Source organism: Zobellella aerophila, assembly GCF_039539325.1.
Taxonomy (GTDB): Bacteria; Pseudomonadota; Gammaproteobacteria; order Enterobacterales; family Aeromonadaceae; genus Oceanimonas; species Oceanimonas aerophila.
In genome coordinates this window covers 1351706-1372409 of the sequence record NZ_BAABCX010000001.1, presented here as the reverse complement: position 1 = coordinate 1372409, position 20704 = coordinate 1351706, and the positions used below count along the sequence as shown (strand labels likewise).

Sequence of the window (20704 nt, the reverse complement as noted above, 5' to 3'; positions counted from 1 at the left end):
GTTAGTTGCGGTCATCGGGTATTTGTCTGATGACCTGACTGGCAATGTCATTGTCGGTAATGGTGATGAACGACGGCTGTACCGGCGTAAAGAAGGGTTGCTGGGTTAGCCATCGCCAAAAAATACCGTTTGTCGGTTTCATCGGATCACCTTTTGCTGGATAATAAAAAAGCCCGCATGGTTGCGGGCTTTTGGTTTTCGCTGATCGTAAAACAAACACAGCAAATCACACCACCCGCTTCAGGGAGTGTGCCACCACCAAATGGTCAGAGTGGAAAATTGCCGGTTCATCACGCTCATCTCGTTAATCAGAAACTGGACATAGTAAAACGATAATCAGGGGGGCAAGTCAACCCCAACCACAGGATTTTTTATGCGAATCGATCTGCACAGCCATTCCACCGCCTCGGATGGCCAGCTCAGCCCTGCCGAGCTGCTGGCCCGGGCGGCGGAAAAAGAGGTGGATGTGCTGGCGCTGACCGACCACGATACGGTAGCCGGCTTGGCCGAAGCCAGGCTGGCGGCCGCACGGCATGGCGTCCGGCTGATCGACGGGGTGGAGATTTCCTGCCTGTGGGAAAGCAAGGAAATTCATGTGGTCGGCCTGAATATCGATCCGGAGCACGGCCAGCTTATCCAATTGCTCGATGAGCAGCAGCGGCGGCGCGAAGCGCGGGCGAGGCTGATGGGCGAACGGCTGGCCAAGGCCCGTTTTCCGGGGGGCTATGAAGGAGCCCGGGCGCTGGCCGGGAATGCCCCTATCACCCGCACCCATATGGCGCGCTGGCTGCTGAGCCAGGGGGCGGCCGACAACATGGGCAAGGTATTCAAGAAATACCTGAGCCGGGGCAACCCGGGCTATGTGCCGCCCGCCTGGTGCCCGCTGGCCGAAGCGATTGCAACCATTCAGCAGGCGGGCGGCGCGGCGGTGGTCGCCCACCCGACCCGCTACGATTTGTCGAACAAGTGGATCAAGCGGCTGTTGGCGGATTTTGCCGAGGCCGGCGGCGACGCCATGGAGGTCTCCATGGCTCAGCAGAGTCCCCAGGAACGTGCTAATTTGGGACAGTGGAGCCAGGAATTCAAGTTGTCGGCCTCGGTCGGTTCGGATTTTCATTTTCCCAGCCACTGGCGGGAGCTGGGGCGCCAGCTCTGGCTGCCCAAAGACGCCAGCCCCGTATGGACGCGTTTTATCTAAATCATTCCGGGAGGAATTATGAGTCAATTTTTTGAAATCCATCCAGACAACCCCCAGCCCCGGCTGATCAACCAGGCGGTGGCGATAGTGCGCCAGGGCGGGGTGCTGGTGTATCCCACCGATTCCGGTTACGCCATCGGCTGCCTGGTGGGAGACAAGGGGGCCATGGAGCAGATCTGCCGCATCCGCAAGATTGAAAAGGAGCACAACTTCACCCTGGTGTGCCGGGATCTGTCCGAACTGTCGTTTTACGCCCGGGTCGAGAACTCCGTGTTCCGGCTGATGAAAAACAATACCCCCGGCGCCTACACCTTTATCCTGCGGGCCACCAAGGAAGTGCCCAAGCGGCTGCAGAACCCCAAACGCAAGACCATAGGCCTGCGGGTGCCGGATCATGCCATCAGCCTGGCCCTGCTCGAGGCCCTGGGTGAACCGCTGATGTCCTGCAGCCTGATCCTGCCGGGCGAGGAAGAGGCGGAATACGATCCTCAGTTGATCCGCCAGCGGCTGGAAAAGCAGGTTAACCTGATTATCGACGGCGGCGTGCTGGATCCCAGGCCCACCACCGTTATCGATTTATATGATGAAACGCCGATCATCGTGCGCCAGGGCGCCGGCGATGTCCGCCCCTTTGAGTAAGGCCAGATTGCAATGACTGAAAAATTACAGAAGGTACTGGCCCGCGCCGGTAAAGGCTCGCGCCGCGAGATCGAAGAGCTGATCAGCCACGGCCGAGTCAGCGTCAACGGCCAGGTGGCCAAGCTGGGGGATCGGGTGACCGGTGCCGAGAACATCCGGGTCGACGGCCATGTGGTGGAAACCCAGGCCCCGGCGGAGATCGTCTGCCAGGTGCTGGCCTACCACAAGCCCGAAGGCGAGGTCAGCACCCGCAAGGATCCGGAAGGCCGGCCGACCGTCTTCGACCGCCTCCCCAAGCTGCAGGGCGCCCGCTGGGTGGCCGTCGGCCGGCTGGATGTGAACACCTCGGGCCTGCTGCTGTTTACCACAGACGGCGAGCTGGCCAACCGGCTGATGCACCCGCGCCACGAAATCGACCGTGAATACGCGGTGCGGGTCTTCGGCGAGGTGAACGAGGCCATGTTGCAGCGGCTGCGCAAGGGCGTGATGCTGGAAGATGGCCTGGCCAAGTTTGAAACCCTGAAATACAGCGGCGGCGAAGGCATGAACCACTGGTTCCATGTCACCCTAAAAGAAGGCCGTAACCGGGAAGTACGCCGGTTGTGGGAGTCCCAGGAGGTGCAGGTCAGCCGGCTGATCCGGGTCCGTTACGGCAAGATAGAGCTGCCGCGCACCCTGCCCCGGGGCGGCTGGGCCGAGCTGCCGCTGGAGCAGGTCAACTACCTGCGCAAGGAAGTGGGCCTGGATGCGGAGGAACGCAGCAAGGTGGATGTGCACGCCCCCGAGCGCTACAAGCAGGTGGCGCAGATCCGCAAGGCGGTGCGCAAGCATAACTCGCGGGTCAAGGGCACCCAGAAGAAAGAGACCCCGGCCCGTCCGCGCAGCCCGGGCCAGCGCCAGAAGCGCAAGACCCGCATGTAAAGGCAGCCACTAGCGGTAAGGCAAACGGCGCCGGGGTTTCAACCCTGGCGCCGTTTTTGTTGGTCCTATGGCCTTGGGGGCCCGCGATGTGGAAGGCCTGAGGCCGGCCCCGGGGCGATTGGCTCAGACCGCGAATTCCCTGCGGGAAAACACCACCCGCTGCTCCGGGGTCATCTTGATATCCCGGCCCAGCTTTTCGATCTTCTTGAGTCGGGGGACCAGGCCGGCGCCGTTGGCGGTCTGGATCGCCAGCCCGGGGCGGGCATTCAGCTCCAGCAACATGGGGCCCTTCTGCTTGTCCAGCACCATGTCGGTGCCGATGTAACCCAGCCCCGACATCTCGTAGCAGGAGGAAGACAGGCTGAGCATCTCTTCCCAGTAAGGTACCTTGAGCTCCAGCAGATCCCGCCCGGTGTCCGGGTGGTAACGGATCGGCAGGTTGTGCTGCACGGCGCGGATCGCCCGGCCGGTATTGATATCCAGCCCGACGCCCACGGCGCCCTGGTGCAGGTTGGCCTTGCCGTCCGAGGCATCGGTCGACAGCCGCATCATGGCCATGACCGGAAAGCCCTTGAACACGATGATGCGGGTGTCGGGCACGCCCTCGAAGGAGAAGCCTTCAAACACATCGTCGAAGTTGATCAGCGCCTCGATCAGCGCCACATCCGGTTTGCCCCCCAAAGAGAACAGGCCGGCGAGGATATTGGAGATATGTCGCTCCAGATCCCCTATGGTTTCTTCCTTGCCGCTGGGTTTGATGAAGCGCTCCTGGTCGTGGCGCTCGATCACCAGTATGCCCTTGCCGCCCGAACCCTTGGCCGGTTTGATGCAGAAGCCCGGCCAGTCCTTGATCATCTCCCACAGGTGAGAGACCTGGTGCTGATACTCCACCACCCCGATCAGCTCGGGCACGGTGACACCGGCTTCCAGGGAGATACGCTTGGTGTGCAGCTTGTTATCCACCAGCGGATAGAGCCGGCGCGGATTATAGCGGCTGATATAGGAAATATTGCGCTTGTTCATGCCCATGATGCCCATGCGACGCAGGGCAAAGGGGGAGGCATACTCCTTGAAGATGTTCCTGAGCATATCAGTCACCGCTCACCAGGGGTTTAAAGCGCTTCAACTCCAGCAGGCGGTAGCCGGTGTAGTTACCGAGCACCAGTACCGCAGCCATCACCACCAGCTGCAATCCCAGGAAGTTGAAGGTGAGGTGGCGGATCAGCTCGTTGTTCATCGCCAGGAAGGCGGCCACCGCGACCAGCAGCGAGCCACCACCCTGCTTGACCACTTCCTTGACGCCCTCTTCCTCCCACAGGATGGACATCCGCTCTATGGTCCAGGCCAGGATGATCATCGGGAAGAAGGTGATCTTCATGCCCTGGGTCAGCCCCAGCTGATAGGCCACTATGCTGAAGAAGCCGATGATGCCGATCACCATGATGATCACCGCCGAGATCCGCGCCACCAGCAGCAGGTTGAGGTGCGACAGGTAGGAACGCAGCACCAGGCCGGTGCCGACGATCAGCAGGAAGCCGACCAGGCCGGTGAGCAGGCTGGTCTGGATAAAGGCCATGGCGATCAATACCGGCATAAAGGTGCCCGAGGTCTTGACCCCGACGATGATGCGCAGAAACACCACCATCAGCACCCCGATGGGGATCAGCAGTATGCCCTTGAACAGCGCCTGCTCTTCCAGGGGCAGGTTGTAGAGGGAGACGTTGATCCAGTCCGGCTCATCGAACTTCTGGGCCAGGGCGACGTTGACCGGGCGCTCCTGCTCCAGCATGGTGAAGGTGACCCGGGAGTTGGAGCCGCCGACCAGATCCAGCACAGGCGCCGAATGGTATTCCCACAGCAGCAGGTTGTCCTGTTGTCCCTGCCGGCCGGTGACGGGATTAAATATTTCGTAACGATCCCCTTCATACACCTGCAGTATATCCACCAGTGGCTGACGGCGGCGGCCGTCTTCCAGCTCCAGGCCCTTCAGCAGCCGGGCGGGGACCTCGGCCCGGTTGAGCAGATCCAGCAGCAGCTTGCCTGGTGTCTTGTACTGGGCCAGCAGCTCGGCATTCTGTCCCTTGTTGGCGAGCTCCTTGAGCAGCTCCCGGGTCAGGGTGATGCCGTCGGCGGATCTTTCCTGGGCCGCCGCCAGCACCTGATCCATGGCGGTGGCATAGGGTTCGCCGACGGTCACGCCGTGAATCTCGGGGATCTCGGTCGAGAGCAGTTCCTTGGCGAAGGGATCCCGCATCATGTCGACCTTGTAGTAGAGCTCCTGGGGTCCGTCGGCCGCCCGGATCGACCATTCGGCGCGGGTATTGCCGGTGGCGTCGACAAACGACAGGCCATAGCCGGGAGAGGCGGCGGACTCGTTCATCAGGGTAAAGCCGGGCTGGCTGCCGGGAATGGCCAGCGAGGCCTTGACCGGCTTGCCGTTGGCTTCAAATTCCACCTTGGCTTCAATCGACCAGATCTGGCGCTTTTCACCCGGCAGCCAGGGCACTTCATAGACGAAGTGTCGATGCAGCATCATGGCCAGCCCGACGATAAACAGGGCGGCAACAATCAGATAAAACGGCTTGCGTGAGTACATATAACCTACTTGTCAGCGGCTTTGGGACGCTTAGGGGTGCCCTGTACGTTCTGACGGGCAATATCCACCACGGCGATGTCTTTTAAAAATTCGCGACCCAGCAATATCGGGTAGGACATCTGGGAGCGATCGGTCAGGGTAAACTCGGTCTTTTCCGACAGCCTGCCGATATGCATGGTCAGCGCCACCACCGGACGGCGCTCGCTGTCATCGGCGGATGCCTGGCGGATACGGACCCGGCGCACCAGGGGGGTTTCCACCTTCAGCTCTTCGGCCACGCCTTCGTGGGCCATGCTGAAGCTGACCCAGCGTTTGCCGTCCCGCTCGAATACGGTGATGTCCTTGGCGCTGAGCGAAGAGGTGGTGGCGCCGGTATCGATGCGCGCCGGGAAGACGTCATTGACCGCCTCCAGCCAGACATCTTCGGTTTCCCCGACGATCAGCTTGCCGTCCCGGGTTTCGTCATCCGGGTAATCGGCGATGTCTGCCGCAGGAGAGGCCGGCGGCTGTTGCGTGGGCGACGGGGGAGGCGTCACGAGGCGCTTTTTCAAGGACTTTATCTCCTGTTGCAGTGCCTTCATATAGGCATGATGATTGGCACTTAGCTGGGTATTCTGGTTAAACATAGTCGCGGTCAGCCGGCCCTCCAGGCTGTTGAGGGAAGCCTCCAGCTGATCTTCGGTTACCGGTGCGGGCTCCGGCGGCGCTTCCTGCCCGGATTGCAGGGCGCAGCCTGTCAGCGCCAGTGGCAACAACAGTGATATCACGGCTTTGTTCATATTTCCCCTCTTGCTGTTTGTTGGCTATCGGCGGGCTTGATGGCGACGATAATGGCCCGTTTGGGCGCCGGATAGCCTTCTATGGTTTTGCCCGGATCCGCTGGATCGAGGAAGTCGGTCAGCGATTCGTTGCGCATCCAGTCGGTACTGCGCTGTTCGTCCACTGTTGTCAGGCTTTCATCCACCACCCGTATGTCTTCAAAGCCGCACTTTTCCAGCCAGCCCACCAGTGCCCGGGTGCTGGGAATAAACCAGACATTGCGCATTTTTCCGTAGCGTTCACCGGGCACCAGTACCTGGTGTTCATTGCCGTCGATGACCAGGGTTTCCAGTACCAGCTCACCGCCGGCGCGTAGCTGGGACTTGAGCTGCAGCAGGTGATCTATCGGCGAGCGTCTGTGGTAGAGCACGCCCATGGAAAACACCGTATCGAAGGCCCTGAGTTCGGGCAACTCCTCAATACCCAAGGGTAGTAGCTGGACGCCCCGGTAGGCATTGGCAAAATGACGCACCGCTTCGAACTGGCATAAAAACAGCTGCGACGGATCTATGCCTACCACCAGCTTGGCACCGGCACCGGCCATGCGCCACATGTGGTAGCCGCTGCCGCAGCCCACATCCAGCACATAGCGATGTTGTAACGGGCTGATATGATCTTTCAGCCGGTCCCACTTCCAGTCGGAACGCCATTCGGTGTCGATATGGATGCCGTGGATATGGAAGGGACCCTTGCGCCAGGGATGAAACTGGCGCAACAGGCTCTCGATCTTCTTCTGCTCGCCGGCACTGACCTCGCCGGGGCGGCCGATGGTTACGCCGTCGGTCAGCTCGATATGGTCGGTGGTGATGTTGGGCAGTTTGTGCAGGGCCCGTACCCAGCGGGCAAATTCCCCGTGCAGGTGCAGCTTTTGCCAGTCGTGCAGCTGGGCTGGCAGGGTATGCAGCCAGTGTTGCAGGCGGCTCTTCGCAATCCTTTGGTAAAAATTGCTGAAATCAATCATTTAATGGCGACCATGGAGCCAAAGTTGAAACACTGGAACCACATGTCCACATGAGGGAAGCCCACCCGGGCCAGCCGGGCCTTGTGCAGCTCCGGGGTGTCCGGTAGCAGCACGTTTTCCAGGGCGTTGCGCTTCTGGCTGATTTCCAGCTCGCTGTAGCCGTTGGCCCGCTTGAAGTCATGATGAAGGTCGATCAGCAGTTCATTGACGGTGCCATCGGCGCTCAGAAACTTCTCGCTCAGGATCAGCACGCCGCCGGGGTTGAGTCCCTGGTAGATCCCGGTAAGCAGTGCCTCGCGCAGCGAAGGGGCGATAAACTGCAGGGTAAAGTTGAGTACCACCACGGAGGCGTTTTCGATCCGCAGATCGCAGATATCGGCCTGCTGCAGCTCGACTTCGACATCCGACTTGAAGCTGGCCAGGTGATTGTGTGCCCGCTCCAGCATGGCCGGGGAGTTGTCGACCGCGATAATCTTGCAGCCCGGCTGGGTCAGGTTGCGGCGCATTTCCTGGGTGGCGGCGCCCAGCGAGCAGCCCAGATCATAGAGCCGGCTGTCGGGTTGGGCGAAACGCGCGGTCATCATGCCGATGGCGGAAATGATATTCGAATATCCGGGGACCGACCGCTTGATCATGTCCGGAAAGACTTCCGCGACGCGCTGGTCGAAGCAGAAATCGCCAAGTTGGGCGATGGGAGCGGCAAAAATATGATCTTTTTCGTGCATGTATAACAAACGACCTTGGCTTATGGCGCAGACGGCTACGCAAATTAGCGCGCATTGTAAAAGAAGCATTGCTGTTTGTCTTCTGGCCGACTCCGGGCCGACGACAAAATTTTATTAAAACAACTGGCCCTGGCCGGCCTGATGTCGACCGGGAAATTCGGCCAAAGGGTGGCCAAGGGTTTGCGCCAGATGGGCGGCCAAATCAGGTGCCTGGCGGTTATCGGCGGTATGGGCGAACAGATAAACTGCTTTGTCCTGTTTTAGCCAATGATTAATGTGCGGCAGCCAGGGTTTCCAGAAGGAACTGTTTCGTGCCGGCTCGGGATGGCCGATAAAACGGACAACCGGTGACGCACCGGTACTGATGATGTGCACCGGTACCCTGGGTTTTTTCGCCTGGGCCTCAAGCAGGGCGGGGGAGTCGGGCGGACAGGAAAACACCGGGCGCGAGTCCATGATAATGCGGTTGGCGCCATGGCGGATCAGCAGCCGGTTGAGCCGCCGTTCGGCCTCACCCTTGGCGAAAAACGCCGGGTGGCGGACTTCCACCCCATAGCTGAAGGAGGGCGGCAGGCCGGCCAGCAGCCGGTCCAGACCGTCGAGCTGCTCCGGCCCTGTCGCCCTGGGCAGTTGCAGCATCAGCGGCCCGAGCTTGTGGTGCAGGGGGGCCAGGTGGTTGATGAAATCCAGCGCCGCGGCCGTATTTTCCGCCAGTTGTCCCCGGTGGCTGATGGTGGCGGGAAACTTGAAGGTGAACCGAAACGCGTCCGGGGTCTGACTGTCCCAGCGTTGCAGGCTGGCGGTGTCGGGCACCCCGTAGAAGCTGGTATTGCCTTCTACCGTGTTAAACACGCAGCCGTAGTCGGCCAGGTGTTCGCCGGTTTTCAGACCCTTGCCCAGCAGTTGCCCGGGCCAGGCGGGATGGGACCATTGGCTGAGCCCCAGATATAACGGCATAAGGTTCCTTTGCAGTTCGCGGGCGGTTTAACGTCGGACAAAGGGCCAACTCCGCTTCCTCGCTGTAAATACATCCTGAGTACGCTCGAACGGTGCCATCCCTGGCGCCGACGGTCGGTGGAGTTGTTCCCTTTGTTCTCTAACTTGGCACAGAAGCTTGCGGGACAGGAGTCAGGGGCCGATTAGCAGACCTTCTGTTGCAGGGACGAAACAGAGAGCGTACACGGATGTATTCATAGCGTGTCTGCGTACGGTCCTGACCCCCGTCTTTACCTTGGCTTTTGGGCTCTTTGACCCTTTGCCATGTAAAACAAAAACATCCGATTTTACCGGCATTCGGGTTTTCCATTATACTAGCGCGCTATTTACTGACAAATTCAGTCCCGCGGCAAGACTCGACCGTGTGGCAACATCAAAGGAAGACATCCATGCGCACTATTTATTGCGGGCAGCTCAGCGCCGCCCAGGTTGGTCAGAGTGTGACACTGAGCGGCTGGGTTCATCGCCGCCGAGATCTGGGTGGTCTTATCTTTATCGATATGCGCGATCGGGAAGGCCTGGTACAGGTGTTCTTCGATCCGGACAAGGCCGAGGCCTATGCCAAGGCGTCCGAGCTGCGGGCCGAATTCTGCATCCAGATAACCGGCCAGGTACGTGCCCGTCCCGAGTCCCAGGTGAACAAGGACATGGCCACCGGCGAAGTGGAAATCTTCGCCCATGAGCTGGTGATCATCAACAAGGCCGCTCCCCTGCCGCTGGACTTCAACCAGAACAATACCGAAGAGCAGCGGTTGAAGTTCCGTTACCTGGATCTGCGCCGCCCCGAGATGGCCCGCTTCCTGAAAACCCGCGCCCAGGTCACCAGCCGGGTGCGCCGCTTCATGGACGAGCAGGGCTTCCTCGACATCGAAACCCCCATGCTGACCAAGGCCACCCCGGAAGGCGCCCGCGACTACCTGGTGCCGAGCCGGGTGCACAAGGGCCACTTCTATGCGCTGCCCCAGTCGCCCCAGCTGTTCAAGCAACTGCTGATGATGAGCGGTTTCGATCGTTACTACCAAATAGTCAAATGCTTCCGCGATGAAGACCTGCGGGCCGATCGCCAGCCGGAATTCACCCAGATCGATGTGGAAACCTCCTTCATGACCGCCGAAGAAGTGCGGGCCGTGATGGAGCAGCTGATCCGCGAATTGTGGCTGGATGTGGTCGGCGACGACCTGGGGACTTTCCCGATCATGAGCCATGAAGAGGCCATGCGCCGCTACGGCTCCGACAAGCCGGATCTGCGCATCCCCATGGAGCTGACCGATATTGCCGATCTGGTCAGGGAGGTGGACTTCCAGGTGTTCTCGGGCCCGGCCAACGATGCCAAGGGCCGGGTGGCCGCGCTCAAGGTGCCGGGCGGTGCCGCACTGTCGCGCAAGCAGATCGATGAATACGGCAAGTTTGTCAGCATCTACGGCGCCAAGGGCCTGGCCTGGCTGAAGGTGAACGAGGCCGCCAAGGGCCTGGAAGGCGTCCAGTCGCCGGTGGCCAAGTTCCTGAGCGAAGATATCGTTGCCGAACTGCTGGCCCGTACCGGGGCGGTCGATGGCGATGCCATCTTCTTCGGTGCCGACAGTGCCAAGGTGGTGAGTGACGCCATGGGGGCCCTGCGCCTTAAGCTTGGCAAGGAGCTGGGACTGCTGGAAAACGGCTGGAAACCCCTGTGGGTGATCGACTTCCCCATGTTCGAGGAAGACGAAGACCGCCTGTACGCCATGCACCATCCCTTTACCGCCGCCAAGGACGTCAGTGTCGCCGAGCTGGAGGCAGCCCCGCTGGGCGCGGTGGCCAATGCCTACGATATGGTGATCAACGGCTACGAAGTGGGTGGCGGCTCGGTGCGTATCCACAACAACGAGATGCAGCAGACGGTGTTCCGCCTGCTGGGCATCAACGAAGACGAGCAGCGCGAAAAATTCGGCTTCCTGCTCGATGCTCTCAAATACGGCACCCCGCCTCACGCGGGCCTGGCCTTCGGCCTGGACCGGCTGGTGATGCTGCTGACCGGTACCGACAACATCCGGGACGTGATCGCCTTCCCGAAAACCACCACCGCCTCCTGCCTGCTGACCGATGCACCCAGCCTGGCCACGGCGGAGTCGCTGGCGGAGCTGGCGATCAGTACCAAGCTGCCGTCAGCGGAACAATAAACCATGGCCTTCAAGCACCCCGAGTCGGTGCTGGTGCTGATCCATACCAAGGATCAGGTGTTGCTGCTGCAACGCAAGGACAACCCGGACTTCTGGCAGTCGGTGACCGGCAGCCTGGAGCCGGGAGAATTCCGTATGCAGGCTGCGGCGCGCGAGCTGGAAGAAGAAACCGGCTTGCGCCTGGATAACGGTCTGGCGCTGATCGATACCGGCCACAAGGTGCGCTTCGAAATTTATCCCCGCTGGCGGCACAGATACCGCCCCGGGGTCACCCATAACTGGGAATACGAATTTCGCCTGTGTGTACCCGAACCGCTGGAGGTGCAGTTGAGCGAGCATCTGGCCCAGGTCTGGCTGCCATTCGAGCTGGCCCGGCAACAGGCCAGCTCCTGGACCAATAAAGCGGCCATCGACAGGTTAATCAACATCAGCAAGAACGGAGAACAGATGTATGGCAGGTCATAGTAAATGGGCCAATATCAAACACCGTAAAGCGGCGCAGGACGCCAAGCGCGGCAAGATTTTTACCAAGCTAATCCGTGAGCTGACCACGGCGTCCCGGGAAGGCGGTTCGGACTCGGGCACCAACCCGCGGCTGCGGGCGGCCATCGACAAGGCGCTGTCCAACAACATGACCCGTGACACCATAGATCGGGCGGTTAAGCGCGGTGCCGGCGAGCTGGACGGCCAGGTGCTGGAAACCATCGTCTATGAAGGCTACGGCCCGGGCGGCACCGCGGTGATGGTGGAATGTATGACCGACAACCGCAATCGTACCGTGTCTGAAGTGCGCCATGCCTTTTCCAGGAGCGGCGGCAACCTGGGTACCGACGGCTCGGTCGCCTACCTGTTCGAGAAGAAGGGCGTGATTTCCTATGCCGACGCGGACGAAGAGACCGTAATGGAAGCGGCGCTGGAAGCCGGCGCCGAAGACGTGGTGGTCAATGACGACGGCTCCATCGATGTCTACACCCTGTGGGAAGAATTCGGCACGGTCAAGGATGCCCTGGATGCCGGCGGCCTGGTATCGGAAAATGCCGAGGTGACCATGATCCCCTCAACCAACGCCGAGCTGGATGAGGACACGGCGCCCAAGTTTATGCGGCTGATCGATATGCTGGAAGACCTCGACGATGTGCAGGAGGTCTACCATAACGGCGAGATCTCCGACGAACTGGCGGAGAAGCTGTAAGCCGGCTTGGATGCTCCAAAAGTAACAGGGTCGCCTCCACCGACACGCTTCAAGTACCTCTTTGTATCGCTCGGAAAATGCTTTCCATGGCATTTGACGGTCGGCTGAGGCGCTCCCTGTTGCTTTTTATCTACGTCGGAGTTGTCTTTGGTAGGAGCTATCAGGCGATACCGGCACTTTGAAGAGGGAAAAGGGTGTCTGCTCCGACGACCGTTGGCGCCATGGTCGAAAAAATGCTCCTGCATTTTCGACATTTCCGCCATCCATGGCGGTCAGAAGGCGCCGTTGAGCCCCCATGGAGGGGGTTACGGCGAGTCAGCGGAGTAGTGCCCTTTGCCCGACGGCGGACGGCGTTTTGTCATGGCGATAATTCTCGGTATCGATCCCGGTTCGCGTATTACCGGCTACGGTGTGGTACGCCATCTCGGCAACCGCATGGAATACCTGGGCTCGGGCTGCATCCGCATGAAGGATGAAGCCCTGGCGCCCCGGTTGAAGCGTATCTACGACGGGGTCAGCGAAATCATCCTGCAGTTCCAACCCGAGTTGTTCGCCATCGAGCAGGTGTTTATGGCCCGCAACCCGGATTCGGCCCTCAAGCTGGGGCAGGCCCGAGGGGCGGCCATCGTGGCGGCGGTCAACGGCAGCCTTCCGGTGGCCGAGTACTCGGCGCGCCAGATCAAGCAGGCGGTGGTGGGCATTGGCAGCGCCGATAAAAGCCAGGTGCAACATATGGTGTGCAAATTGCTGAACCTGCCGGGTATGCCCCAGGCCGATGCCGCCGATGCGCTGGCGGTGGCCCTGTGCCATGGCCATACCCAGCAAAGCCTGATCAGCATGGCCGGTCGGGTCAAGGGGGTGGTGCGCGGGCGCTTGCGCTGACTTCGGAGACTGGGGATTAGGGGCCTGGGATTGGAAAGGCTCGAGTCCCCAGTCCCCGTTCCCGAATCCCCGTTTTGAGACATGGATATTTATCCAGTTATTCATTATTCTTGGCGCAACACAGGTGAGCGGGGATACAGAGTGATAGGTCGGTTAAAAGGCATCATTATTGAAAAGCAGGCGCCCGAGATCCTGCTGGACGTCAATGGCGTGGGCTACGAAGTGACCTTGCCCATGAGCTGTTTCTACGAGCTGCCCAAGGTCGGCGAACCGGTGGCGGTGCTGATCCATTTCGTGGTGCGCGAAGATGCCCAGCTGTTGTTCGGTTTTAACACTAAGACCGAGCGGGCCCTGTTCCGGGAGCTGATCAAGACCAACGGCGTGGGCCCCAAGCTGGCGCTGGCCATCCTTTCGGGGATGACCGCCGACCAGTTTATCCATCATGTCGAACAGGGCGAAATCGGCGCCCTGGTCAAGCTGCCCGGTGTCGGCAAGAAAACCGCCGAGCGGCTGATCGTGGAAATGCGCGACCGGCTCAAAGGCTTTGGCGGCTATGATCTGTTCAACCCGGCTCCCGAGGGCGTCACCGGCGGGAGCGCGGTGGCCGACAACGCCCGGGATGAGGCGATCGCCGCCCTGCAGGCCCTGGGCTACAAGGGCAGCCAGGCCGAGCAGGTGATCAAGAAAGTACTCAAGCCTGAGATGGGCGCCGAGCAACTGATCCGCGAAGCCCTGCGGAGTATGGTGTAAGCCATGATAGAAGCGGATCGTTTTATCAATCCGGCGCCCCGCCGGGAAGAAGAAGTGATAGACAGGGCCATCCGGCCCAAGGCCCTGGCCGACTACCGGGGCCAGGATCATGTGCGCAGCCAGATGGAAATCTTTATCGAGGCGGCCCGCCGCCGGGAAGAAGCACTCGATCACCTGCTGATCTTCGGCCCGCCCGGGCTCGGCAAGACCACCCTGGCCAATATCGTGGCCAACGAAATGAGTGTGAACATCAAGACCACCTCGGGCCCAGTACTGGAAAAAGCCGGCGATCTGGCGGCCATGCTTACCAACCTGGAGCCGGGTGATGTGTTGTTTATCGACGAAATTCACCGCCTGAGCCCGGTAGTCGAGGAAATTCTCTATCCGGCGATGGAAGACTATCAGCTCGATATCATGATCGGCGAGGGCCCCGCGGCCCGCTCGATCAAGCTGGAGTTGCCGCCCTTCACCTTGATTGGCGCCACCACCCGCGCCGGCTCGCTGACCTCGCCGCTGCGCGATCGGTTCGGCATAGTGCAGCGGCTGGAGTTCTACCAGGTGGGGGATCTGGCCCATATCGTCAGCCGCAGCGCCGAAAAGCTGGGGCTGACCCTCAATCAGGAGGGGGCCCTGGAAATGGCCCGCCGCGCCCGGGGCACGCCCCGTATCGCCAACCGCCTGCTGCGCCGGGTACGGGACTTCGCCGAGGTCAAGGGAACCGGGGTGATCGATGGAACCATCGCCGCCCAGGCGCTGGATATGCTGGATGTGGACAAGCAGGGCTTCGATTACATGGATCGCAAGCTGCTCAATGCGGTGCTCGACAAGTTCCTGGGCGGCCCGGTGGGGCTGGATAACCTGGCCGCCGCCATCGGCGAGGAAAAAGAAACCATCGAGGACGTGATCGAGCCTTATCTGATCCAGCAGGGGTTCCTGCAGCGTACCCCCCGGGGCCGCATCGCTACCCCGCGTGCCTACCTGCATTTCGGCTTCGAGCTGCCCGAATCAAGGCCCGGGGACTAGGAACTGGTGATTAGGGACCAGGAATGGGTTCCCCACCCCCAATCTCCAGTCCCCGATCTCTTCCGGCACGACCGGGTCAGCGACTGTCGTGGCCGCGGGAGGGTGTCTTCTTTCCTAAATTCTACTCAGGTATAGTATCCGCATCTTGATAAGAGCTATTGATATTGAATGTCTGAATCCCGGTTTTACTGGCCGGTGCGGATCTATTACGAAGATACCGACGCCGGCGGCATAGTTTACAACGCTAATTACCTGAAATTTATGGAAAGAGCCCGCACCGAGTGGTTGCGGGCCTTAGGCATAGAGCAAGACCGGCTGCTGGCCGAGGGGGTGGCCTTTGTAGTCCGTCATCTGACGCTTGATCTGCGACGGGCCGCCCGTTTCAACGATCAATTAAGGGTGACGGTTGGCGTTAAATTACTGAAGCGGGTTTCTATTGTTTTTGAGCAAGAAATTCTGGATGATGCCGGCCATTGCCTGGCTAAGGGCGAAGTGGTGATCGCCTGTGTGGGTATTGCTCAAATGAAACCCTTTGCCATTCCTGAACAGTTAATGGGAGTATTGTCGGGTGCACGCTGAAATTTCGTTTATTGGTTTGTTTCTACAAGCCAGCCTGTTGGTCAAGCTGGTGATGTTGCTGTTGATGGCGATGTCTGTTTTATCCTGGGCCTTGATCATCAATCGACGCAAGACCTTGAATGCCGCCCGCATCGATGCGGATGTATTCGAAGAAAAATTCTGGTCCGGCTCCGATCTGAGCCGTCTGTATCAGGAAACCAATGCCAGGCGGGACGCGCTGGCGGGGATGGAGCAAATTTTTCATGCCGGCTTCAAGGAGTTTATTCGCCTGCAAAAGCAGGGCCGCCATCAGGAAAGCCTGCTGGAAGGGACCTACAGAACCATGAGGGTAGCCCTGTCCCGGGAAGTCGACCGGCTCGAGGCCAACCTCTCGCTGCTGGCGACCATCGGCTCGATCAGTCCCTATATCGGCCTGTTTGGTACAGTTTGGGGCATAATGAACGCCTTTATCGCCTTGGCAGAGGTACAGCAGGCTACCCTGGCGATGGTGGCCCCCGGCATCGCCGAGGCGCTGATTGCCACCGCGTTAGGTTTGTTCGCGGCCATTCCCGCCGTTATTGCCTATAACCGCTTCAGCTATCAGGTGGAGCGTATTGAGAATCATCTGGCCAATTTTATGGATGAATTTTCTACCATCCTTAACCGTCAATCGGCAGCAGGTGCCCAGTAATGCATGGTTATCAACGCAGACGCCGGAAACGGGTGGCTGAGATCAACGTGGTGCCTTACATCGATGTGATGCTGGTGCTGCTGATCATCTTTATGGCTACCGCGCCCATGATTACCCAAGGCGTGAAGGTCGATCTGCCCCAGGCGGAGGCCGAGGCCTTGCCGGAGGACAGCGAAACCCCGCTGATCGCCTCCATCGATGCCGAGGGCCGTTATTTTCTTGATGTGGGTGATAACAGTGAGCAGGCCATCGACCTGCTGGAGCTGGCCGGCATGGTGCAGGCCAAGTTACGGATCACCCCCGAGGCCCCGGTGGTGGTCAAGGGCGATGCCAATGTACGCTACGACGCCGTGATCCAGTTGATGGCGACGTTAAAGGCGTCAGGCGTGCCGACCGTTGGTCTGATGACGCAACCGGAACAGTGACAGACCGATGACAGAACAAGGCAATATTCGCAAGTCACTGCTGATGTCGCTCGGGTTACACCTGCTGGTGGGGGTGTTCATACTGGTTGGGGTTAACTTTGAGCCGCCCCAACGCCCTTCTCAGGCGGTATCCATTATCCAGGCGACCATGATCGATGACGGTATGGTCGCGGCTCAGGCTGAACGGCTGAATCAGATGCTGGCCAAGCAACAGCAGGAGCAGGCCGCCGAGCAAGCCGAGGCCGAAGCCCAGCAGCAGGCGGAGGAAGCAGCGAAGCGCCGCGCCGAAGAACAGGCCCGAGCCGAAGAAGCGGAGCGGCTGGCGCAGCAGCAGAAAGCGGTTGCCGAGCAAAAAGCCAAGGCTGAGCAAGAGCGGCAGCAGGTGGTGGAGCAGCAGCGCAAGGCCGAAGAGGCCAAGAAGGCGGCAGAAGCCAAGAAGCAGGCCGAGGCCGAGCAGCAGCGCAAGGCTGAAGAAGCTCAAAAGGCATTAGCGGCCAAGAAACAAGCCGAGGCCGAGCAGCAACGCAAGGCCGAAGAGGCCAGGAAGGCGGCAGAAGCCAAGAAACAGGCCGAGGCCGAGCAGCAGCGCAAGGCCGAAGAGGCCAGGAAGGCGGCAGAAGCCAAGAAACAGGCCGAGGCCGAGCAGCAGCGCAAGGCCGAAGAGGCCAGGAAGGCGGCAGAAGCCAAGAAGCAGGCCGAGGCCGAGCAGCAGCGTAAGGCCGAAGAGGCCAGAAAGGCGGCAGAAGCCAAGAAGCAGGCCGAGGCCGAGCAGCAGCGCAAGGCCGAAGAAGCCAAGAAACAGGCCCAAGCCGAAGCGGATCGCAAGAAGCGTGAGCAAGAGCAGGCGCTGAAAGATCTTGAGTCGCTGATGGGCGGCAGCGCCGGTGGCGCCAACTCCAGCGCCTCGGCGGCAGAAGTTGATCGCTATAAAGGCATGATCATCGCCGCCATCCAGCGAAACTGGTTGGTTGACCCCAGCATGGTAGGCAAACAGTGTGTCATTAATGTACGGGTTGCCCCCGACGGCCTGATCCTTCAGGTTAGTGACGGACAGGGCGATGGGGCAGTGTGTCGTTCGGCAAAAAATGCGGTGCATAAAACCGGTTCATTACCCATGCCGAACGATGCCGATGCACGCAAGCAGTTACAAAACTTGAATTTGACACTGATACCGAGGCTCTAGTTATGACGAAAAGATGGTTATGGTTGTGGCTGCCACTTATCCTGCTCGCGGGACGGGCCCAGGCGGCGTTGGACATTGTGATTACCGGCGGCATCGACAGCGCCCGGCCGGTGGCGGTCATTCCTTTCCAATGGACGGGCGGTGGCGCCATGCCCCAGGACTTGGCCGAGGTGATAGCAAACGACTTGCGTAACAGCGGCATGTTCCGTCCCCTGGATAGAAATGCGCTGCCCCAGCAGGTCGCCAAGGCGGAACAGCTGACCCCGGTCGCCTGGTCTGGCCGTCAGGTCGAAGCCGTGGTGCTGGGCACCATAGAGCCGGCCGGTGGCGACCAGTATCGCATCAGCTTCGAACTGGCGGATGTGGTCAACCCGAGCGGCATGCAGCTGCTGGAAAGCCGTAGCGCCACCGTGCCCGCGGCCCAGTTGCGCCAGTATGCCCACCGCATTTCCGACATAGTGTTTGAAAAGCTGACCGGGACCAAAGGGGCCTTCCTGACCCGCATTGCCTATGTCACGGTGCAACACGGCGCCCAGTACCCTTACCAGATGATGATCTCCGACTATGACGGCTTTAATGAGCAGGTATTGCTGCGTTCCCGCGAGCCGTTGATGTCACCGTCCTGGTCTCCCGACGGCCGCAAACTGGCGTATGTCTCCTTCGAGAACAAGAAGGCCGAGATAGTGGTACAGGATATCTACAGCCAGCAGCGGCAGGTGGTCAGTTCGCAGCCGGGCATTAACGGCGCCCCCCAGTGGTCTCCGGACGGCAGCCGCCTGGCGCTGGTGTTATCCCGCGATGGTCAGCCGGAAATATATGTGCTTGATCTGGCCAGCAAGCAGTTGACCCGGGTCACACAGAATCGGACAATTGATACCGAACCGGCCTGGTCTCCCGACGGCAACGCACTGTATTTTGCGTCCGAGCGTGGGGGGCGGCCACAGATATACCGGGTTGAGCTGGGTTCGGGCGCCACCCGTCGTATCACCTACGATGGTGATACCAACCTGGGTCCATCCATTACCAGCGACGGCAAGAGTCTGGTTTTGGTCAGTCGTTCCCAGGGGCAGTACCGTATTGCACGTCAGGAGCTGGACAGCGGTCATATGCAGGTTTTAACAGAAACCCAGCTGGATGAATCGCCAAGCCCGGCACCGAACGGCACCATGATCATCTATAGTACTACCTACCAGGGCCGTCAGGTGCTGGGGCTGGTCTCTATGGATGGTCGCTTTAAGGCTAGACTACCGGCTCGCAGTGGCGATGTTCGTGCGCCGGCATGGTCACCATTTCTAAACTAACCATAGTGATGAGTTAAGGAAATATAATGCAAATGAAAAAACTGCTTCAGAGTCTGGCCGTGGCCCTGCCTATGCTTACCCTGGCGGCTTGTAGCTCTACCGACGATGCGGATGTCACCTCAGGTACTGCCGGTGCCGGCACCTATGACTCCCAGACCGGTGCGGCCGGCGGTGCCCTGTCTGCTGATGAGCAGATGCGCCAGCAATATGAAGCGCTGCGCCGTGAGAACACCATCTACTTCGAATACGATCGTGACGAAGTCACCGGCCATTATGCCCAGGTGCTGGAAGCCCATGCCAGCTTCCTGCGCTCCAACCCTGCTGCCAATGTACTGGTCGAAGGTCATGCGGATGAGCGCGGTACCCCCGAATACAACATCGGCCTGGGCGAGCGTCGTGCCCAGGCGGTAACCAGCTACCTGCAAAGCCTGGGTGTGAACGGTTCCCAGCTGTCTATCGTCAGCTACGGTGAAGAGAAGCCGGTAGACACTTCTCGCAGCGAGTCCAGCTATGCGAAAAACCGCCGCGCTGTCCTGGTTTACTAAGGTATAGATTGATTCTATGAAACATAATTTAGCGGCCATTTCGATGGCCGCTGTTTTATCCACCTCGGCATGGGCGCAGGCACCGGTGTCGAGTGTGGGTAGCAGCGGCTCTGTAAGTGATCGCCTGGCCGAGCTGGAGCGCGGAGCGAATGCCAGAAGCCAGGCGCAAATTGAACATCAACGTCAGCTCACCTCACTGCAACGAGAAGTCAGTGAACTGCGCGGCCTGTTGGAAGAGCAAAGCTATCGGCTGGAGCAGGTGATTGAGCGCCAACGCAGCATGCTGGCGGCTCAGCAGGATGCTGGCCAGCCGGCGCAAGCCGCCCAGCCCGAAGCAGCGGCGCCTGCGGCGTCTGCCGCTAATGGCAGCGGCAATCAGCCTGGCGCATCGAGCAGCGATGAGCAGGCGGCCTACGACAACGCCGTCAACCTGGTGTTGCAGCAAAAAGACTATGACGCGGCGATTCCTGCCTTTGCCCGCTTTATCACCCAGTATCCGCAATCCGACTATGTACCCAATGCCCATTACTGGCTGGGGCAGCTGTTGTTCGCCCAGAAACGTTTCGATCAGTCCAAGGCGCAGTTCACCCGGGTGGTTGAGGCGTACGGCAAGTCCAACAAAAGGCCCGATGCCATGTTGAAGCTGGGAGTGATTGCCAGGGAGCAGGGGGATAACGCATCGGCCAAGCAACATTTCGAGCAAGTGGTGCGTGAATATGCCGGCAGCAGTGCCGCCCGCTTAGCCGAAGAATATCTGGCAGGATTATAATTGCGGCTCGGATTGTCGAAATTTTGCTTTAGTCGCTTGTTCCTTAAGCAAACGGACATAAAGGATAATTTTCCTGTTGCGTCACAGGATTAAATCCGTAATATAGGCCGCCGTTGGCAGGGGTGCTTAAGCAATCCCGCCGAGACGGGTCGTTAGCTCAGTTGGTAGAGCAGTTGACTTTTAATCAATTGGTCGCAGGTTCGAATCCTGCACGACCCACCAGATTCCCGGACGCTTAGCTCAGCCGGGAGAGCACCTCCCTTACAAGGAGGGGGTCACTGGTTCGATCCCAGTAGCGTCCACCAGTTTTGCGTTTTAACAAAACGCGCACAAGTTTCGTGGGTGGTTAGCTCAGCCGGGAGAGCACCTCCCTT

The 20704-nt window shown here is 59.9% G+C and carries 23 protein-coding genes, 2 tRNA genes and 1 other annotated feature; of the genes, 18 read left to right on the top strand and 7 right to left on the bottom strand.

All coding sequences use genetic code 11. From position 1 onward, the window contains the following. Position 1 precedes the first annotated feature (1 nt). Positions 2-142 carry a hypothetical protein gene (locus ABD806_RS06385; protein WP_344955904.1) on the bottom strand — a complete coding sequence of 47 codons (141 nt, stop codon included), beginning with the start codon at positions 140-142 and terminating at the stop codon, positions 2-4. A 21-nt stretch (positions 143-163) separates the two neighbouring features. After that, positions 164-264: a sequence feature (Trp leader region), on the bottom strand. Between the two features lie 109 nt (positions 265-373). Between ABD806_RS06385 and rnm the strand changes: the two genes are divergently transcribed. The 3 genes from rnm to rluB are packed head-to-tail and all read left to right on the top strand — an operon-like array spanning position 374 to position 2758. Next, positions 374-1198: an RNase RNM gene (rnm, locus tag ABD806_RS06380; RefSeq protein WP_344955902.1), complete on the top strand. Its 825-nt coding sequence runs from the start codon at positions 374-376 to the stop codon at positions 1196-1198. Between the two features lie 18 nt (positions 1199-1216). Then, entirely contained in the window at positions 1217-1837 is a 621-nt protein-coding gene (locus ABD806_RS06375) for an L-threonylcarbamoyladenylate synthase (RefSeq protein WP_344955899.1), read from the top strand. Between the two features lie 12 nt (positions 1838-1849). After that, positions 1850-2758: a 23S rRNA pseudouridine(2605) synthase RluB gene (rluB, locus tag ABD806_RS06370; protein WP_344955896.1), complete on the top strand. Its 909-nt coding sequence runs from the start codon at positions 1850-1852 to the stop codon at positions 2756-2758. A gap of 123 nt (positions 2759-2881) precedes the next feature. Here the strand turns inward: rluB and ABD806_RS06365 are convergent, their stop codons facing one another. The 6 genes from ABD806_RS06365 to ABD806_RS06340 all read right to left on the bottom strand — a co-directional run bounded on the left by ABD806_RS06365 (position 2882) and on the right by ABD806_RS06340 (position 8816). Continuing rightward, positions 2882-3847, bottom strand: coding sequence for an alpha-L-glutamate ligase-like protein (locus ABD806_RS06365; protein ID WP_344955893.1), 966 nt, complete (start codon positions 3845-3847; stop codon positions 2882-2884). Position 3848: 1 nt separating this feature from the next. Then, positions 3849-5354, bottom strand: coding sequence for an inactive transglutaminase family protein (locus tag ABD806_RS06360; RefSeq protein ID WP_344955891.1), 1506 nt, complete (start codon positions 5352-5354; stop codon positions 3849-3851). Positions 5355-5359: 5 nt separating this feature from the next. Beyond that, positions 5360-6133, bottom strand: coding sequence for an ATP-dependent zinc protease family protein (locus tag ABD806_RS06355; protein ID WP_344955888.1), 774 nt, complete (start codon positions 6131-6133; stop codon positions 5360-5362). Next, a complete protein-coding gene (gene cmoB, locus ABD806_RS06350; RefSeq protein ID WP_344955886.1) occupies positions 6130-7134 on the bottom strand; it encodes a tRNA 5-methoxyuridine(34)/uridine 5-oxyacetic acid(34) synthase CmoB in 1005 nt (334 codons plus the stop codon). Before cmoB ends, ABD806_RS06355 begins: the two co-directional genes overlap by 4 nt. Beyond that, the gene (gene cmoA / locus ABD806_RS06345) at positions 7131-7859 is read right to left on the bottom strand and encodes a carboxy-S-adenosyl-L-methionine synthase CmoA (RefSeq protein WP_344955884.1); all 729 of its coding nucleotides are present in this window, start codon (positions 7857-7859) and stop codon (positions 7131-7133) included. Before cmoA ends, cmoB begins: the two co-directional genes overlap by 4 nt. 114 nt (positions 7860-7973) lie before the next feature. Then, positions 7974-8816, bottom strand: coding sequence for a DUF72 domain-containing protein (locus ABD806_RS06340; protein ID WP_344955881.1), 843 nt, complete (start codon positions 8814-8816; stop codon positions 7974-7976). 428 nt (positions 8817-9244) lie between these two features. Here ABD806_RS06340 and aspS point away from each other — a divergent pair, with 428 nt between their 5' ends. The 15 genes from aspS (at position 9245) to ABD806_RS06265 (ending at position 20635) form a co-directional block, all read left to right on the top strand. After that, positions 9245-11011 (top strand): aspartate--tRNA ligase, encoded by a 1767-nt coding sequence (gene aspS, locus ABD806_RS06335; RefSeq protein ID WP_344955879.1) that lies wholly within the window; start codon positions 9245-9247, stop codon positions 11009-11011. A 3-nt stretch (positions 11012-11014) separates the two neighbouring features. After that, entirely contained in the window at positions 11015-11476 is a 462-nt protein-coding gene (gene nudB, locus ABD806_RS06330; protein ID WP_344955877.1) for a dihydroneopterin triphosphate diphosphatase, read from the top strand. Continuing rightward, positions 11463-12203 carry a YebC/PmpR family DNA-binding transcriptional regulator gene (locus tag ABD806_RS06325; protein WP_344955874.1) on the top strand — a complete coding sequence of 247 codons (741 nt, stop codon included), beginning with the start codon at positions 11463-11465 and terminating at the stop codon, positions 12201-12203. The genes nudB and ABD806_RS06325 overlap by 14 nt, the downstream gene beginning before the upstream one ends. Positions 12204-12563: 360 nt before the next feature. Further along, on the top strand, positions 12564-13085 hold the full coding sequence (gene ruvC / locus ABD806_RS06320; RefSeq protein WP_344955872.1) for a crossover junction endodeoxyribonuclease RuvC: 522 nt from the start codon (positions 12564-12566) through the stop codon (positions 13083-13085). Between the two features lie 141 nt (positions 13086-13226). After that, a complete protein-coding gene (ruvA, locus tag ABD806_RS06315; RefSeq protein WP_344955869.1) occupies positions 13227-13835 on the top strand; it encodes a Holliday junction branch migration protein RuvA in 609 nt (202 codons plus the stop codon). A 3-nt stretch (positions 13836-13838) separates the two neighbouring features. Next, positions 13839-14858, top strand: coding sequence for a Holliday junction branch migration DNA helicase RuvB (gene ruvB, locus ABD806_RS06310; RefSeq protein ID WP_344955867.1), 1020 nt, complete (start codon positions 13839-13841; stop codon positions 14856-14858). A gap of 168 nt (positions 14859-15026) precedes the next feature. Beyond that, positions 15027-15437, top strand: coding sequence for a tol-pal system-associated acyl-CoA thioesterase (gene ybgC / locus ABD806_RS06305; RefSeq protein ID WP_344955865.1), 411 nt, complete (start codon positions 15027-15029; stop codon positions 15435-15437). Further along, complete coding sequence (tolQ, locus tag ABD806_RS06300) at positions 15427-16107, top strand: protein TolQ (protein ID WP_344955863.1); 681 nt, start codon at positions 15427-15429, stop codon at positions 16105-16107. The genes ybgC and tolQ overlap by 11 nt, the downstream gene beginning before the upstream one ends. Then, on the top strand, positions 16107-16532 hold the full coding sequence (tolR, locus tag ABD806_RS06295) for a protein TolR (protein ID WP_344955860.1): 426 nt from the start codon (positions 16107-16109) through the stop codon (positions 16530-16532). Before tolQ ends, tolR begins: the two co-directional genes overlap by 1 nt. A 7-nt stretch (positions 16533-16539) precedes the next feature. Continuing rightward, positions 16540-17715, top strand: a complete 1176-nt coding sequence (tolA, locus tag ABD806_RS06290; protein WP_344955858.1) for a cell envelope integrity protein TolA — start codon at positions 16540-16542, stop codon at positions 17713-17715. 2 nt (positions 17716-17717) lie between these two features. Continuing rightward, positions 17718-19016, top strand: a complete 1299-nt coding sequence (gene tolB / locus ABD806_RS06285) for a Tol-Pal system beta propeller repeat protein TolB (protein WP_344955856.1) — start codon at positions 17718-17720, stop codon at positions 19014-19016. A 26-nt stretch (positions 19017-19042) separates the two neighbouring features. Further along, positions 19043-19561 (top strand): peptidoglycan-associated lipoprotein Pal, encoded by a 519-nt coding sequence (pal, locus tag ABD806_RS06280; protein WP_344955853.1) that lies wholly within the window; start codon positions 19043-19045, stop codon positions 19559-19561. A 16-nt stretch (positions 19562-19577) separates the two neighbouring features. Further along, positions 19578-20330 (top strand): tol-pal system protein YbgF, encoded by a 753-nt coding sequence (ybgF, locus tag ABD806_RS06275; protein WP_344955851.1) that lies wholly within the window; start codon positions 19578-19580, stop codon positions 20328-20330. Positions 20331-20476: 146 nt separating this feature from the next. Beyond that, positions 20477-20552 (top strand) — tRNA-Lys (locus ABD806_RS06270). A 7-nt stretch (positions 20553-20559) separates the two neighbouring features. Further along, positions 20560-20635: transfer RNA gene (locus tag ABD806_RS06265), tRNA-Val, on the top strand. Positions 20636-20704 lie beyond the last annotated feature (69 nt).

Excerpts from the sequence above, each read along its gene's own strand:
- ABD806_RS06325 (WP_344955874.1), top strand. The coding sequence starts at position 11,463 with ATGGCAGGTCATAGTAAATGGGCCAATATCAAACACCGTAAAGCGGCG.
- ABD806_RS06365 (WP_344955893.1), bottom strand. The coding sequence starts at position 3,847 with ATGCTCAGGAACATCTTCAAGGAGTATGCCTCCCCCTTTGCCCTGCGT.
- tolR (WP_344955860.1), top strand. The coding sequence starts at position 16,107 with ATGCATGGTTATCAACGCAGACGCCGGAAACGGGTGGCTGAGATCAAC.
- cmoA (WP_344955884.1), bottom strand. The coding sequence starts at position 7,859 with ATGCACGAAAAAGATCATATTTTTGCCGCTCCCATCGCCCAACTTGGC.
- ABD806_RS06360 (WP_344955891.1), bottom strand. The coding sequence starts at position 5,354 with ATGTACTCACGCAAGCCGTTTTATCTGATTGTTGCCGCCCTGTTTATC.
- pal (WP_344955853.1), top strand. The coding sequence starts at position 19,043 with ATGCAAATGAAAAAACTGCTTCAGAGTCTGGCCGTGGCCCTGCCTATG.
- ABD806_RS06355 (WP_344955888.1), bottom strand. The coding sequence starts at position 6,133 with ATGAACAAAGCCGTGATATCACTGTTGTTGCCACTGGCGCTGACAGGC.
- rnm (WP_344955902.1), top strand. The coding sequence starts at position 374 with ATGCGAATCGATCTGCACAGCCATTCCACCGCCTCGGATGGCCAGCTC.
- rluB (WP_344955896.1), top strand. The coding sequence starts at position 1,850 with ATGACTGAAAAATTACAGAAGGTACTGGCCCGCGCCGGTAAAGGCTCG.
- aspS (WP_344955879.1), top strand. The coding sequence starts at position 9,245 with ATGCGCACTATTTATTGCGGGCAGCTCAGCGCCGCCCAGGTTGGTCAG.
- ABD806_RS06340 (WP_344955881.1), bottom strand. The coding sequence starts at position 8,816 with ATGCCGTTATATCTGGGGCTCAGCCAATGGTCCCATCCCGCCTGGCCC.
- tolB (WP_344955856.1), top strand. The coding sequence starts at position 17,718 with ATGACGAAAAGATGGTTATGGTTGTGGCTGCCACTTATCCTGCTCGCG.
- cmoB (WP_344955886.1), bottom strand. The coding sequence starts at position 7,134 with ATGATTGATTTCAGCAATTTTTACCAAAGGATTGCGAAGAGCCGCCTG.
- tolA (WP_344955858.1), top strand. The coding sequence starts at position 16,540 with ATGACAGAACAAGGCAATATTCGCAAGTCACTGCTGATGTCGCTCGGG.
- ABD806_RS06385 (WP_344955904.1), bottom strand. The coding sequence starts at position 142 with ATGAAACCGACAAACGGTATTTTTTGGCGATGGCTAACCCAGCAACCC.
- ybgC (WP_344955865.1), top strand. The coding sequence starts at position 15,027 with ATGTCTGAATCCCGGTTTTACTGGCCGGTGCGGATCTATTACGAAGAT.
- ybgF (WP_344955851.1), top strand. The coding sequence starts at position 19,578 with ATGAAACATAATTTAGCGGCCATTTCGATGGCCGCTGTTTTATCCACC.
- nudB (WP_344955877.1), top strand. The coding sequence starts at position 11,015 with ATGGCCTTCAAGCACCCCGAGTCGGTGCTGGTGCTGATCCATACCAAG.
- ABD806_RS06375 (WP_344955899.1), top strand. The coding sequence starts at position 1,217 with ATGAGTCAATTTTTTGAAATCCATCCAGACAACCCCCAGCCCCGGCTG.
- ruvB (WP_344955867.1), top strand. The coding sequence starts at position 13,839 with ATGATAGAAGCGGATCGTTTTATCAATCCGGCGCCCCGCCGGGAAGAA.
- ruvC (WP_344955872.1), top strand. The coding sequence starts at position 12,564 with ATGGCGATAATTCTCGGTATCGATCCCGGTTCGCGTATTACCGGCTAC.